Raw genomic sequence first — 13,634 nt, forward strand, 5'->3', positions numbered from 1 at the left:
TTAGTCCTTTTTTTTCACCATGGTCAGGATGGTGCCGATGGCTACATGTTCGCCGGTCTGGTCCAGCACTTCCACGTACCACTTCACAATGCCCTTGGGAATATCTTCCTCCGTTTTCTTTTCCTGCTCAATTTTTTCCTTGCAGGTAAAACGTACCTGGATGGTATTGCCCGCGTAAACAGGTTTGACAAACCTTAACTCATCGAGCCCATAGTTCAGCAATACCGGTCCTTTACCACTGCCATCAACAAAGAGTCCGGCCGCTGCTGAAAGGATGAAATAGCCATGGGCAACGGGTTTTTCAAATAGGGTGCCTTCCAGCGAAGTATGGTCGGTGTGGGCATAGAAATGATCCCAGCTGAGGTTGGCGAAATTGACGATATCGCCTTCGGTGATGGTTCTTTTACCGGTCAGTAATTGGTCGCCCACCCTGATCTCATCAAAGTGTTTCCTGAAAGGATGCACCACATCTTCATTTCCTTTGGCAAAAGGCTGGTAAACATTAGTAACAGCGGTTAGCATGGTTGGTGAACCTTGTACCGCCACCCTTTGCATATAATGTTTCACGCCCCTAACACCGCCCATTTCCTCTCCACCACCTGCCCTTCCTGGCCCGCCATGAACCAATAGCGGGAGCGGTGAACCATGGCCGGTAGATTCCCTGGCGCATTCGTTGTTCAGGACCAGGATGCGGCCATGCCAGGCACCTGCACCCAGTACATATTCCCTGGCAATGGCAGGGTCAGCGGTTACGATAGAGCTGCACAGGGAGCCTTTCCCCATCCTCGCCAGTTCAACCGTTTCATCACGGTGTTTGTAAGGCATGATGGTACTCACGGGTCCAAAGGCTTCCACTTCATGCACGGCCTGGCTGCTGAAGGGTTTATCATTGACCAGCAGAAGCGGGCTGATAAAGGCTCCTTTTTCTGGGTCTGCATCAATCAACTCAACACTATCAAGAGACCCATATACCAACTGGGAGCTGGCCAGTAATTTCTGTACCTGCTCCATCACTTCGCGTTGCTGGGTCTTGCCTGCCAAAGAGCCCATCCTCACTTTTTCATTCAGGGGATTGCCGATGGTGGTTTGCTGGAGGGCAGCGGCAACAGCTTTCCAAACAGCTTCCACCTTATTGTCCGGAACAAAGATGCGGCGGATGGCCGTACATTTCTGGCCGGCCTTTACGGTCATTTCCTTACGGACTTCCTTCACAAATACATCCCATTCGGGCATGCCGGGCTCAACATCTTCGCCCAGGATGATACAGTTCAGGGAATCTGCTTCCATATTAAAGGGCACTGACTCCCTAAGGATTGCAGGATGGGATTTTAGCATCAATCCGGTTGAGGCAGAACCGGTAAAGGTCACCACATCCTGCGACTGTACATGGTCAAGCAGGTCGCCTGCGCTACCACAGATCAGTTGCAATGCCCCTTCAGGAAGAATGCCTGATGCGATGATCTCCCTTACTACAGCTTCTGTGAGATAGGAGGTGACTGTTGCGGGCTTTACAATGGCGGGTACGCCAGCCAGCCAGTTAACAGCAACTTTCTCCAGCATGCCCCAGACAGGGAAATTAAAGGCATTGATATGGATGGCCACACCTTCTTTGGGGACCAGCAGGTGGGTGCCCATGAAACTGTTTTGTTTGCCCAGGTTATGGCTTTCGCCATCCACGCAATAGGTTTCATTCGGGAATTTTCTTCTCAGGGAGGCATAAGAGAAAAGATTGCCGATCCCTCCTTCGATATCGATCCAGCTATCGGCTTTTGTGGCACCGGATTGGTAGCTGACCTGGTAAAATTTTTCGAGATGGTTGCGCAGGTGCAGGGCCAGGCCACGGAGCATGAGGCCCCTTTCCTGGAAGGTCATTTTCTTAAGGTTGGGAGAGCCTACCTTCCTGGCATATTCCGCCATGGCTTTAAAATCCAGTCCTTTTGTACTGGCAGCGCCGATCGGGTCCCCGGTAACGGCATTGAATAGGGTTTGTCCGTCACCGTCGCCGGTAACCCAACGTCCACCCACATAATTTTCTAATTTGGTCATAGCAAGCATTTGTCCTGCAATTTATATAATCTGGATGGCCTCCATTTTATGTGTAAACAGAAATGAAGATTTTAATCGGGAATTTGAATTCTTACAACCAAATTTGTACTCTTGCCAAAACAAGTTGTATGAAAAAACTGGTCTTTTCTGCCCTGGTCTCCATAGCCATGATTGCTTGCCAGGGCGGCGGTGAAGAGAAGGTACAAAGGAAGGATGGGTTCTCTGCATTGCCTTCTTCACCCGAGGACAGCCTTTTCCAGTTGGTGATGGATGGACATGATATTGGGATGGCTAAGATGGGGCAGCTTAAAGGGCTTCAAAAGAGAGCACAGCAGGCACTCGACAGCCTGAACAAGCTGAAATTGACACCTGCAATTGAACAACAGCAGCAGGCATTGATGGATGTGCAGGAAGCACTCAATTACGCTGAATATAGTATGAATACCTGGATGGAAGAGTTTAATCCTGACTCATCAAAGGAGGACCTGGAGTCCAGGTTGAACTACCTCAAAGTAGAACAGGAGAAGGTTGAAAAAGTAAAGAACTCAATACTGGAAAGTTTAAGGTTCGCAGACTCTGTAATGAAGAAATAAGATTCAGGAATAAATTGAAAAGGGCCGCCCAACTCAGGGCGGCCCTTTTATTATGCTGTTTTAAGAGGAATTTTAGTGCTCACAGATACAGCAGAAGCTGGGGATACAAATTTCTCCGCAACCGGTATTGCGGCCAGACTTATAATAAGCCTTGGAGAAGCGGTTAACAGAGAATTTCTTATTTACAACCAACTTATAGTAAGAAGGTGTGCTACCACTAGTACCTGCATCAAACTTCAGGATATCGGGGGTAGTAAAGCCACAGGTGTTCGCAATACTTGGATCTGGCTTGTAGCTGGGAGTGAACTCGGTCCAATTCACACCATCATAGCTGTAGGCTGCACTTACAATATGTTCAAACTTGGCGCCGTTATTGGGATCATCTACGCAAGCTTCCAGCTTAAGCCCCCAATGGCTCAGGTCCTGGGCGGTACCATTCTTTCCGTTGCCCGGATTATTATTGGTCCATTTCCAGATCCAGGTGTAAGTACCATCTCCATTGCCGTTCACATCCAGTACAACTTCATAAGGGCTCTTACAATCAGGATGGCTGGGGATAATGTAGGATCTTTCCGCATCCAGGGTAACAATGGCCTGGTTGTTATCTACGGTTTCACTGGGCTTAACTTGCTTTTGGCAGGCTACGAAAACGATGGCTCCAATTGCCAGGGTGGCAACAGATAGTAATACTCTTTTCATGATCGGTAATAATTTGACAGTTAAAAATGTGTTGTGGTGGATACTGTCTTTAAGGCGCGGTTTTTAAAGGAGGGAGAAAGCTAAATTATAATGGAAAACCATTAGATGCAAGTTTCCTGAAGTTTTTTTTGTTTGTTTAAACAACGAAAAGCAAGGCGGTACGGTAGTTTTCCAGATGACTCGATCAAGGATAAAGCTTGAATTGGGTGAGGTGATGAATGGCATGCTTGTGAAGCAAATGGACTTGTCCTGCAAAATCCAATTCACCGAAAAATGGGTTCATGGCCTTTTTTCCTGGTTCTGCGGTAAAGGTGGCGACCAGTTCCTTTAATGCCCCTTCCAGTTTTGCGACGGCGGTGGCCATATCAGGGTATTTCAGGGGTGCAGGGGTTTCCCCCATCAATGGGTTTTTGGTATTCTCCTTGAAGGGTATATCGCTAAGGACAAAGGCCTGCATCTTCCCGAGGTTTTCAGGGGGAGTGAGCAGCCTGGCAGGAATCTTTCCATAGGCCAATTCAACCGCATCAATAAAGTGCTCTACCATCTGCTGGCCATTCATGCGGCCCCAACTACCTGCCGCATCGGCTTGCAGGCTTTTTAATTTGGCAATGAAATCCTTTTGCAGAAAATCCAATTTTGACTGGTCCATATGAAAAGGGCAATAAAAATCCCGTACCTGAAGATACGGGATCGTTGTATACAATCATTATTCTTGTTAAGCTGCCTGGCGCTTGTTGATCTCAGCACATAGGGCATTGAAGATATCGTCAATGCTGCCTTCCCCTTTGATCATAACCACTTTATCGAACTTGCGATAATGATCGGCAACTGCTGAAGTCTTCTTGTGGTATTCCACGATCCTTGCCCGGATTACTTCTTCATTGGTATCATCGCTCCTGCCACTGGTCAGTCCCCTGTTGAGCAAGCGCTTCACCAGTTCCTCCTCGCTTACTTCGAGTGCCAATACCACGTTAATGGCTTCATTGCGTTGGGCCAGCAAGGCATCCAGTGCTTCACTCTGTGCCTGGGTACGCGGAAAGCCGTCAAAGAGAAAGCCCTTGGCTTGTGGATTGGCATCCAGCGCGCTGCGGATCATTCCAATAACTACTTCATCGGGTACCAGCTCACCGCGGTCCATAAAAGCTTTGGCTTCCAATCCCAACTGGGTTTGGTGGGCAATTTCGCTGCGTAGCAGGTCACCAGTAGACAGGTGTTTCAGGCCATATTGCGCAATGAGGCGCTCCGATTGAGTGCCCTTCCCACTACCGGGAGGACCAAATAAAATTAAATTGAACATGATTGCTTGCTAACCTTGTGAACGTCAAATTTAATGCATGGGAGTTAAAAATGCTCGATAAATTGGGTTCAGTAATTAGATATTATCGAAAAACAACATGGGTCGGGCCTGCTTTTTGTAATTCAATAACAAGTAAACACAACCAAGGCAGCAATGGCGTTGTTATTTAAACATGAGAAAAATCGTCCATAAACTGTTTTTCCTGCTGCTGGTCATGAGCCTGCAGCATTGTAGTTTCTCCCAGCATCCTCCCAAAAAAGAAAGCACAACAATGGATAGTTCAAAACCCAATCCGGTCTATTCCCGGACAGCCAATGAAAAGGTAAACCTGAGTGAAGCGGAATGGAAGAAGATCCTTCCGGAAGAGGTGTATTATATTGCCAGGATGAAAGGAACGGAACGTCCCTGGACCAGCAAGTTTGAAGATTTTAAGGAGGTGGGTACCTATTACTGTGCCGCCTGCGGTAACCCTTTGTTCAAAAGCGATACCAAATTTGACAGTGGCTGTGGTTGGCCCAGTTTTTACCAGCCCATAACCAAAGGAAGCATCATTTATGCCCCGGATCATTCCCATGGCATGAACAGGACAGAAGTGATGTGCGGCCGGTGCAAGGCCCACCTGGGCCATGTGTTTGAGGACGGCCCCCCGCCAACCGGATTGAGGTATTGCATCAATGGGGTAATACTGGATTTTGAGAAAGCAAAAGAAACAGAAAAGAAATACCAGGAGAAAAAGGACCAGTAAGGTCCTTTTCTCATATTAGACTTTATGCGTATTTTAAGTATCACTAAATACCAGTCAAATGCGCATTTCTCCCTTACTCCTTCTCCTTATTCCGATAATCGGAACGGCCCAGCAGCGATCAACGGCGTCCAAGGTAAAGCAATACACCATAGAACAGTTCTACAAGACCGTTAGCTATGGAGGTGCAAGTTTTCACAAGGATGAGCAGAAGATCATCCTGAACCATAATGGTACAGGTATTTTTAACCTGTACTCCATTGACCTGTCTACCAAGGCAATCCAGCCCCTGACCCAATCGGCAAAAGAGTCCTTCTTTTCACTGGGGTATCTTCCCGGTTCCAACGACTTCCTGTACACCGCTGACCAGGGTGGTAATGAGAACAGCCATATTTACCTCCAAAGCGCTGACGGGAAAATAAAAGACCTGACGCCCGGGGAGAAGGAGAAAGCGGATTTCAATGGTTGGAACAGGGAGGGGACTACCTTCTATTATTCCTCTAATGTCCGCGACCCAAGGATGTTTGATGTTTACAAGATGGACCGTAGCAATTGGCAGCCCGTCCTTCTATACAAGAATGAAAAAGCGCTTACTCCCGGTGACCTCAGTCCGAACGAACAATACCTCGCACTTAGCCAACCCATCACTACGGATAAAAGTGAACTTTACCTGGCCGACCTTAAATCTGGTACGGAGGTAAAACTCTCTGCTGATACGGGCATTGCTAATTACTACTCAGGTGGATTTGAAATCGATAATTCAGCCTTCTATTATATCACCAATGAAGGCAATGAATACGCTTACCTGGTGAAATACGATATGGCGTCCGGTAAAAGATCAAAATACTTTTCAGCCAACTGGGATGTGGCAGGTTTCTATATTACCATGAATGGCAAGTACCACGTGATCACCCTCAATGAGGATGGCAGGAATAAGGTCATGGTATTTGACCATAAGTCTGGCAAGGAGATCAGTTTGCCAGCCCTGAATGAAGGAACCATCCAGAATATCAGCTTCTCCCCCAGTGAGAACAAGATGTTGTTGTATGTTGGCGGCGACAGGAGCCCTAATGATATCTGGTACTATGAACCAGCAACAGGTAAGTTGCAACAGTTGACCAGGGCACTGAATCCGGAAATCAACCCGGCTGACCTGGTGGATGCCCAGGTGGTTCGCTTCAAGTCTTTCGATGGCGTAGAGATTCCCGCCATCTATTACAAACCCCACCAGGCAAGCAAGCAAAACAAAGTGCCGGCATTGGTATGGGTGCATGGCGGTCCGGGTGGTCAAAGCCGTGCCGGGTACTCCCAGGCCATCCAGTATTTCGTGAACCATGGCTATGCAATCCTTGCCGTCAATAACCGTGGCAGCAGTGGTTATGGCAAGACTTTCTACAAAATGGATAACCAGAACCATGGGGATAAGGACCTGAAGGACTGTGTATGGGGTAAGAAATGGCTGAACTCCCAGGATTATATCGATGCCAATAAGATCGGCATCTATGGCGGAAGCTATGGCGGCTTCATGTGCCTGGCCGGCATCATCCAGTACCCGCAGGAGTTTGCTGTTGGGGTGAACCTGTATGGGGTAACGAACTGGATCCGCACCTTAAGGAGCATTCCTCCTTATTGGGAAACTTTCCGCAAGGCCCTGTATGATGAAATGGGGGACCCTTCGACGGAAGACAGTGTTCGGCTGAAGAGTATCTCACCACTGTTCAATACCGAAAAGATCAAGACGCCTTTATTGGTGTTGCAGGGTTCAAATGATCCCAGGGTGCTGCAGGTGGAAAGCGATGAGATAGTAGCGGGCGCGAAGAAGAATGGGGTTCCGGTGGAATATGTATTATTTCCTGATGAGGGCCATGGGTTTGTGAAAAGGGCCAACCAGATCAAGGCTGCTGAGGTAACCCTGGCCTTCCTGGATAAATACCTGAAAGGGAATAAGTGAGGATCGGTCATCACAAATAATTAAGAGGCCCCGCTATTTGGCGGGGCTCTTGTATTTTTGGGAACGACAAGCAATGCAGATGAAACCAGAAGATTATTTAGCCCGGATCTTACCGCAGGAAAGGGTAAAGACCAGTTTAGTAGACAGGATCGCCTATGCCAATGATGCAGGCTTCTACCACCTGATACCCAAGGCTGTTGTGCAGCCGGTTGGGGTGGACGAGGTCAGGGAATTGTTCAGGATCTCCAGGGAGCAGCAGATCCCACTCTGCTTCCGGGCAGGGGGCACCAGCTTGTCGGGCCAGAGTATTACCGATGGCATCCTGGTTGACCTGAGCAAGCATTGGCGGAAGGTGGAGCCTCTGGAACAGGGAAGGAAAGTGAGGGTGGAACCAGGGGTGACAGGCGCCATGGTGAATACCTACCTGAAGTCATGGCAAACCAAGATCGGCCCGGATCCCTCATCCATCAACGCGGCCATGATGGGTGGGATACTTTCCAATAACGCATCTGGAATGTGTTGCGGGGTGGCCTATAACTCTTACCATACCCTGGCTTCCCTAAGGTTTGTGCTGCCGGATGGGAATTGTTTCGATACGGCTAACACCGACGACTATGCGCGATTTGAGAAGGAAGAGAAGGTCCTGCATGATAAGCTGGTCGGGTTAAGGGAAAGGATCGCCGCCAATCCCTTACTGGAAGAAAGGATCAGGAAAAAGTACCGCACTAAGAATACGGTAGGCTATAGCCTTAATGCGCTTGTAGATTACCTCCACCCCCTCGATATTTTTGCCCACCTCCTCATTGGGGCTGAAGGCACATTGGGCTTTATTGCGGAAGCGGTGCTGCATACCATTCCCAACCCGGTTCACAATGCCACTGCCATTTTGTATTTCGATACCATCCGGAGTGCCTGTGCTGCCATTACCCCACTAAAGGATAGCGGTGCGGCAGTGTTGGAATTAATGGACAGGGCCTCCCTGAGGTCGGTGGAGAACCTAAAGGGCTTGCCTGCCTTTTTCCGTGAATTGCCGGAATCTGCTGCGGGTATCCTGTGTGAATACCAGGCCTCCAGTCCGGAAGAGTTGGAAAAACAGCTTGCTGCCGTTCAACCTTTGTTACAAGAATTGCCATTACTGCACGCTGCAGATTTTACCCGTGATCCCTATACCCGGGAGTTCTACTGGAAGATCAGGAAGGGGATGTTCCCCAGTGTAGGTGCGGTAAGGGCCAGTGGAACAACAGTGATCCTCGAGGATATTGCCTTCCCGGTTGAACAGCTTGCCGATGCGGTCATTGACCTGCAGCAGTTGTTCAGGGACTTTGGCTACGATAATGCCATCATTTTTGGCCATGCCAAGGATGGGAATCTGCATTTTGTGGTGACCCAGTTGCTGGAAGAACAAAAGGAGATAGACCGTTATGATAGGTTCATCCGCGCCCTGGTTGAACTGGTATTGAAAAAATATGACGGCGCCTTGAAAGCCGAGCATGGTACCGGCCGTAATATGGCGCCATTCGTGGAAGCGGAATGGGGTGGGGAGGCTTATGCCATCATGAAGGAACTGAAAGCCTGTGTTGACCCCGGGCATCTCCTGAACCCCGGAGTGATCATCAACCAGTCTGCAGAAGCCCATATCCAAAACCTCAAACAAATGCCTTCGGTAGAGGCGGAAGTGGATAAGTGCATTGAATGTGGCTTTTGTGAGCACCATTGTCCAAGTAAGGACGTTACACTTACACCCCGACAGCGCATCCAGGTAAGGCGGCAACTGCAACTTTTCCGTAGGCAGGGAAATGAAAAGGATCATCGCCAGTTGTTGAAAGAATACCAGTATGCAGGCCTGGATACCTGTGCTACCGATGGCCTTTGTCAATCAGACTGCCCGGTATCCATCAACACTGGGGAACTGGTCAAAAGGCTGCGAAGGGAACAGCATGGAAGCTTTTCCAATGGCGTTGCCAACTTCCTGTCAAGGAACTTCTCCCTCACCGAAACGATGACCCGTGGACTCGTAAGGGCGGGCGTGGGATTGAACAAGGTGTTTGGGCCATCCTTCATGGGAAAGATGACGGGCATGGTCAAGCGGGTGCTTCCAAAGGATGCGGCAGTACCCCAATGGTGGGATGAGATAGGTGCTGCCCCCAAACAACTGGTCAGTGAACCCTCCCACCCCCAGGTCGTTTATTTTACCGCCTGCATTCACAGGGTGATGGGTAACCGCAACGGGCGTTCGTTGCAGGAAAGCTTCATCAGGGTGAGCCGCGCTGCCGGCATGGAGGTGTTATTGCCCCGTGATATCCAGGGCCATTGCTGTGGCCAGCCTTTCAGCAGCAAGGGTTTCAAGAAAGCGGCAGGCATGATGGAAGAGAAGACCATTGATGCTTTGTTGCGCTGGACCGATAACGGCAGGTTGCCGGTGGTATGTGATTTTACCTCCTGTACCTATACCCTGCTGCACAATGCAGACTATTTTTCTGCTGAATACAAGGAGAAGTTTTCAAGGCTCAGGTGGATGGATATTATCCAGTACCTTGAAAAAGAGATCGTTCCCAGAATAACAGTAAAGGACAAGCGAAAAGAAGTAGTGCTGCATCCGACCTGTTCCACCAGCAAATTGCTGCTGGGGTCATCCTTGCAGAAAGTTGCAGCGGCCTGCGCCGATCAGGTAGTGGTTCCCGTTCACGCGGGATGTTGCGGGATGGCGGGTGACAGGGGCTTCCTGTTCCCTGAGCTGACCAATGGCGCTACGAAGGAAGAGGTAGCTGAGCTCCCGAAAGGGGCAGGGTCTTGTTACAGTACCGGCCTGACTTGTGAAATGGCATTGGAACATGCGTCTGGCAAACCATATGAACACTTGCTTTTCTTGTTGGATGACGTGATCTGAACCAGTATCAGTCCGCCTCCTGATTAATATCAATTTCCCTGGTATGGGACTACATTAGCTTTATCCTGTAAACGATTGTTATGAACAAGGATTTCCAGGGCAAAGTGGTATTGGTTACCGGTGGCAGCTATGGTATCGGACAGGCAACAGCCATCGCTTTTGCCAGTCGAGGTGCAACGGTGGTCATTGCTGACAAGGTAGAAGACCCCCAGCAGCAAACCCTCAGACAGGTACAGGAGGCTGGCGCTAAAGGCAGGTTCGTCAAATGTGATGTATCCTCAGAAGAACAGGTTGTGCAACTGATTCGCCTGATCGTTGAAACTTATGGCCGGCTGGATTTTGCCTATAATAATGCCGGTATTGAAGGGGAAATGGCCTCTACCGACCAGTGTACCGAGCGCAATTTTGATACCACCATTGCCATCAACCTCAAAGGGGTATTTCTCTGCATGAAGCACGAGTTGATCCAGATGCATAAGCAGGGATCCGGTGTGATCGTGAACTGTTCTTCTGTAGCTGGCTTAAAAGGCTTTGCTAACCTTCCCGCCTATACGGCCAGTAAACATGGCGTAATTGGATTGACCAAGTCTGCCGCTATTGAAAATGCAAAGAAAGCGATCCGCATTAACGCGGTTTGTCCGGGAGTGATTCATACGCCAATGATCGAAAGGGCCACCGGTGGCGATCCGGAAAAGTTAGCTGCTTATGTAGCGATGGAGCCCATTGGCAGGATGGGCGAACCCAAAGAAATAGCGGAATCCGTTTGCTGGCTCTGTTCGGATGCGGCCAGTTTTGTTACCGGTGTAGCCTTACCGGTAGATGGAGGATTTTTGATGTAGGTATTTCAAGTAAAGCTTAAATAGTTTGCCATGACCATAGAGTTGCATACCCCGCATGAAGGAGTCCAGGACCATGTTGTCCAGCACCTGAAGCAGTCAATGATAAAATTGTCGCAAAGGCATAAGACCATATCCAGGATAGAAGTGATCCTTAGGGAGGATTCAGCAACCGACCTTGCTGAGGACAAGATCTGTGAGATAAGGTTGACGATCTATGGTGATAGTTTATTCACCCATTCCCGCACAAATGATTACCTGGCTTCTGCACAGGAAGCCTTAAAGCATGTTGAAGACCAGGCCATACTCCTTGAGCAAAGGAATAAGGACCTTCCTGACCAGATCACCAGTACCGTAAAAATTTAGATCCTGGGGAGGATTAAACTAAAAGAGGAATGGCGCAGACCATTCCTCTTTCTTTCCTTATCAGAAGGGGAGATCTTCATCGGGGAAGGAATCAATCGGACCTGGCGGTGGAGGCGCAGCACTGCCGGCACCCTGACCCACAACCTTCCAGGCTTTCACGCCGGTATACCAGCGACCATTGTATTCCCTGCTTTCCACATCGAATGAAACCTGGATGTTTTCGCCAGGCCTGAACTGGTTCATATCGATCTTATCGCCCCATATTTCTATACAGACTTTCTTTGGATAGCTATCGCCATATTCAATGATGAATTCCTGTTTTTTCCATGTTCCGTTCTTGCCCTGCCCTGTCTGAACCGGTAACAGCTGAACGAGTTTGCCAGTTAATTCCATGTCGCTTTTTGCGCAAATAAACGTAAAAAGGTCCTTCCGGGAAATGAATTTTAAGAATGGGGTGATAAAACCCGGGCTTACATAAGTTCCGGGCCCTATGAACCGAAAACGACCGAATAGTCGTACCTTAATAACAACCATTGCCAAATGAACCGAGAACTACTGCTGGAAGAGTTGTTGCAAGCTGCCTATGCCAATAGTCCCTTGCCGGTATATGACCTTGCCCTTGAAAAATGGGGTCAGGATTCTGAGGCTTTCCGCTCCACCAAATCATTGGTGGATGAACTGGTGGAGGAAAAACTGCTGCATTTTAATGATGCCCAGCGGACACAAGTGCAGATCACCAATTATGGCCGTTACTGGATGTCGCATGGTGGTTATATGGAATTCCTGAAGGGCGGCGAAAGAAAGCAAAAGGAACACCATGAACATAGCCATCATGGCTCCAATCATAGTGCCCATGAACTGCAAATGAGGGAGGAGTTACGTGAGGCCCGGCTTAAATTCACCCGTTACCGCATCGTTACCTATTGGTGGAGCTTTGGTTTATCATTGATCAGCTTCTTCCTTTCATTATTGAGCATCTTCCTGATCGTCACCAACAAAAAGTAACGAGCTATCAGTTGTTCATTCCCTTGATCTGGACCTCGCCACCGTCCTTGTGGGCGCAGGGATAATTGAATTCCATCTTTGCCTTTTTAGGATTGTCGATCAATTTGTAGAAATCATCAATGAATCGAAGGGTTGATTTGATGTAATTATCGGAAAGGCCCGGCTGGTTTTGGTAAAGGGCCTCTACCTGAGCTCTTTTTTCCTTGAACATTGCAAAAACGGGAGCCAGGTCCTTAGCATAATCGTCCAGGCAATAGCCCCTGTACCTTCTCACCCTTACCGATGGGAGCCTCAGCTCTTCGGCCGGGTAGGCATAAGATGCATTGACCAGTCCGGTATGATCGAAATCGTAGGGGACTGGGATCGGTGGAAGGGTTGTATCGTTACCCATGAGTTTGATGTTGTGCAGGAAGGGAAGGGACCAGTCGGTATTGCCGGCAAAGAATTGGAAAACGGCCATCCTATGGAATTCGGAGGGAACGATATAGCTGGAATTAACCCCCTTTTTCTCGTATAGGTCAAAACCATTGCGCTTCGCCATTATTTCTTCCGGCTCAAGGAGGATACCATAGAACCTGTCCGGCTTGTCCAGCCTGGAAGAGTCGCGGAAAGTAATGTTCACCAACCTTGCCCGGAAGCTGTAGGGGGTGAAAAGATTGTAGACCTTATAGACCATATACTCCCTGACAATGTATTCCGGATCGGTACATGGCATGACCAGCTTGACCTTGTTCAGGTTCGCAAATATGCTGGAGGGGGAAATACTGTCCTTGGGCAGGTTGATCCAAAGGGGTGGGTATTCACAATTCGCCCTGCTTCGCCGGAAATTACCCCTGCTCCTTACCCTGATCCTGGTTGCTTCCATGTTGCCCGCAGTGTCCGGTGCCAATAGGTCGACATAGTGGTACTCGGCATCATCTTCCCTGTCGCGCATCACGGACCTTAGATTTCCCCTGATCTCCAGGTTAAGGATACTATCGCTTTCAAAAAGCGGGTATTGCTTCACCTTTTTTTGGGGTGAAGGTGCCGGTTGGCTCATGCAAAAAAAACCGGCGATCAGGGCGGAAGAAACTAAAAGGCAGGTCCGCATGGAGGTGGTTTGATGAACAAATTAGCGAAAATTTGTATGATTGAATTTAGCGAAGCCTAACTACATGGTAGTTAACCGTAAACCAAGTGTTAAACCCCCGGGCGGTTTTTGGGGCCACCGGG

General features: G+C 48.9%; 13 protein-coding genes. 7 read left to right on the forward strand and 6 right to left on the reverse strand.

The genetic code is table 11. The features are described from left to right. A complete protein-coding gene (gene paaZ, locus KJS94_RS13955; protein WP_214448093.1) occupies positions 1 to 2,046 on the reverse strand; it encodes a phenylacetic acid degradation bifunctional protein PaaZ in 2,046 nt (681 codons plus the stop codon). A 128-nt stretch (positions 2,047 to 2,174) separates the two neighbouring features. On the opposite strand from paaZ, the gene KJS94_RS13960 reads away from it, so the two are divergent. Next, on the forward strand, positions 2,175 to 2,639 hold the full coding sequence (locus KJS94_RS13960) for a hypothetical protein (RefSeq protein WP_214448094.1): 465 nt from the start codon (positions 2,175 to 2,177) through the stop codon (positions 2,637 to 2,639). 72 nt (positions 2,640 to 2,711) lie between these two features. Here KJS94_RS13960 and KJS94_RS13965 read toward each other — a convergent pair whose 3' ends face one another. The 3 genes from KJS94_RS13965 to KJS94_RS13975 all read right to left on the reverse strand — a co-directional run bounded on the left by KJS94_RS13965 (position 2,712) and on the right by KJS94_RS13975 (position 4,635). Next, the gene (locus KJS94_RS13965; RefSeq protein WP_214448095.1) at positions 2,712 to 3,338 is read right to left on the reverse strand and encodes a hypothetical protein; all 627 of its coding nucleotides are present in this window, start codon (positions 3,336 to 3,338) and stop codon (positions 2,712 to 2,714) included. Between the two features lie 184 nt (positions 3,339 to 3,522). Beyond that, entirely contained in the window at positions 3,523 to 3,987 is a 465-nt protein-coding gene (locus tag KJS94_RS13970; protein WP_214448096.1) for a DUF1569 domain-containing protein, read from the reverse strand. 66 nt (positions 3,988 to 4,053) lie between these two features. Continuing rightward, positions 4,054 to 4,635, reverse strand: a complete 582-nt coding sequence (locus KJS94_RS13975; protein WP_214448097.1) for an adenylate kinase — start codon at positions 4,633 to 4,635, stop codon at positions 4,054 to 4,056. A gap of 172 nt (positions 4,636 to 4,807) precedes the next feature. Between KJS94_RS13975 and msrB the strand changes: the two genes are divergently transcribed. From msrB to KJS94_RS14000, 5 genes are all read left to right on the forward strand, one after another. Beyond that, a complete protein-coding gene (gene msrB, locus KJS94_RS13980) occupies positions 4,808 to 5,380 on the forward strand; it encodes a peptide-methionine (R)-S-oxide reductase MsrB (RefSeq protein ID WP_214448098.1) in 573 nt (190 codons plus the stop codon). 58 nt (positions 5,381 to 5,438) lie between these two features. Next, positions 5,439 to 7,328, forward strand: coding sequence for a S9 family peptidase (locus KJS94_RS13985; protein ID WP_214448099.1), 1,890 nt, complete (start codon positions 5,439 to 5,441; stop codon positions 7,326 to 7,328). Between the two features lie 79 nt (positions 7,329 to 7,407). Further along, positions 7,408 to 10,215, forward strand: a complete 2,808-nt coding sequence (locus KJS94_RS13990; protein WP_239804176.1) for an FAD-binding and (Fe-S)-binding domain-containing protein — start codon at positions 7,408 to 7,410, stop codon at positions 10,213 to 10,215. Positions 10,216 to 10,295: 80 nt separating this feature from the next. Then, the gene (locus KJS94_RS13995) at positions 10,296 to 11,054 is read left to right on the forward strand and encodes an SDR family oxidoreductase (RefSeq protein ID WP_214448101.1); all 759 of its coding nucleotides are present in this window, start codon (positions 10,296 to 10,298) and stop codon (positions 11,052 to 11,054) included. A gap of 30 nt (positions 11,055 to 11,084) precedes the next feature. Beyond that, on the forward strand, positions 11,085 to 11,417 hold the full coding sequence (locus KJS94_RS14000) for a hypothetical protein (RefSeq protein ID WP_214448102.1): 333 nt from the start codon (positions 11,085 to 11,087) through the stop codon (positions 11,415 to 11,417). Between the two features lie 60 nt (positions 11,418 to 11,477). Here the strand turns inward: KJS94_RS14000 and KJS94_RS14005 are convergent, their stop codons facing one another. Next, positions 11,478 to 11,810: a DUF3127 domain-containing protein gene (locus KJS94_RS14005; RefSeq protein ID WP_214448103.1), complete on the reverse strand. Its 333-nt coding sequence runs from the start codon at positions 11,808 to 11,810 to the stop codon at positions 11,478 to 11,480. A 147-nt stretch (positions 11,811 to 11,957) separates the two neighbouring features. On the opposite strand from KJS94_RS14005, the gene KJS94_RS14010 reads away from it, so the two are divergent. Next, positions 11,958 to 12,422: a hypothetical protein gene (locus KJS94_RS14010; protein WP_214448104.1), complete on the forward strand. Its 465-nt coding sequence runs from the start codon at positions 11,958 to 11,960 to the stop codon at positions 12,420 to 12,422. Positions 12,423 to 12,429: 7 nt separating this feature from the next. On the opposite strand, the gene KJS94_RS14015 is transcribed toward KJS94_RS14010, so the two are convergent. Then, positions 12,430 to 13,512: a hypothetical protein gene (locus tag KJS94_RS14015; protein ID WP_214448105.1), complete on the reverse strand. Its 1,083-nt coding sequence runs from the start codon at positions 13,510 to 13,512 to the stop codon at positions 12,430 to 12,432. Positions 13,513 to 13,634 lie beyond the last annotated feature (122 nt).

Origin of the sequence: Flavihumibacter rivuli, from assembly GCF_018595685.2 — a bacterium.
GTDB lineage: Bacteria > Bacteroidota > Bacteroidia > Chitinophagales > Chitinophagaceae > Flavihumibacter > Flavihumibacter rivuli.

Bases quoted from the DNA above. Each gene is read 5' to 3' on its own strand.
- paaZ (WP_214448093.1), bottom strand. From the start codon at position 2,046: ATGACCAAATTAGAAAATTATGTGGGTGGACGTTGGGTTACCGGCGAC.
- KJS94_RS13960 (WP_214448094.1), top strand. From the start codon at position 2,175: ATGAAAAAACTGGTCTTTTCTGCCCTGGTCTCCATAGCCATGATTGCT.
- KJS94_RS13965 (WP_214448095.1), bottom strand. From the start codon at position 3,338: ATGAAAAGAGTATTACTATCTGTTGCCACCCTGGCAATTGGAGCCATC.
- KJS94_RS13970 (WP_214448096.1), bottom strand. From the start codon at position 3,987: ATGGACCAGTCAAAATTGGATTTTCTGCAAAAGGATTTCATTGCCAAA.
- KJS94_RS13975 (WP_214448097.1), bottom strand. From the start codon at position 4,635: ATGTTCAATTTAATTTTATTTGGTCCTCCCGGTAGTGGGAAGGGCACT.
- msrB (WP_214448098.1), top strand. From the start codon at position 4,808: ATGAGAAAAATCGTCCATAAACTGTTTTTCCTGCTGCTGGTCATGAGC.
- KJS94_RS13985 (WP_214448099.1), top strand. From the start codon at position 5,439: ATGCGCATTTCTCCCTTACTCCTTCTCCTTATTCCGATAATCGGAACG.
- KJS94_RS13990 (WP_239804176.1), top strand. From the start codon at position 7,408: ATGAAACCAGAAGATTATTTAGCCCGGATCTTACCGCAGGAAAGGGTA.
- KJS94_RS13995 (WP_214448101.1), top strand. From the start codon at position 10,296: ATGAACAAGGATTTCCAGGGCAAAGTGGTATTGGTTACCGGTGGCAGC.
- KJS94_RS14000 (WP_214448102.1), top strand. From the start codon at position 11,085: ATGACCATAGAGTTGCATACCCCGCATGAAGGAGTCCAGGACCATGTT.
- KJS94_RS14005 (WP_214448103.1), bottom strand. From the start codon at position 11,810: ATGGAATTAACTGGCAAACTCGTTCAGCTGTTACCGGTTCAGACAGGG.
- KJS94_RS14010 (WP_214448104.1), top strand. From the start codon at position 11,958: ATGAACCGAGAACTACTGCTGGAAGAGTTGTTGCAAGCTGCCTATGCC.
- KJS94_RS14015 (WP_214448105.1), bottom strand. From the start codon at position 13,512: ATGCGGACCTGCCTTTTAGTTTCTTCCGCCCTGATCGCCGGTTTTTTT.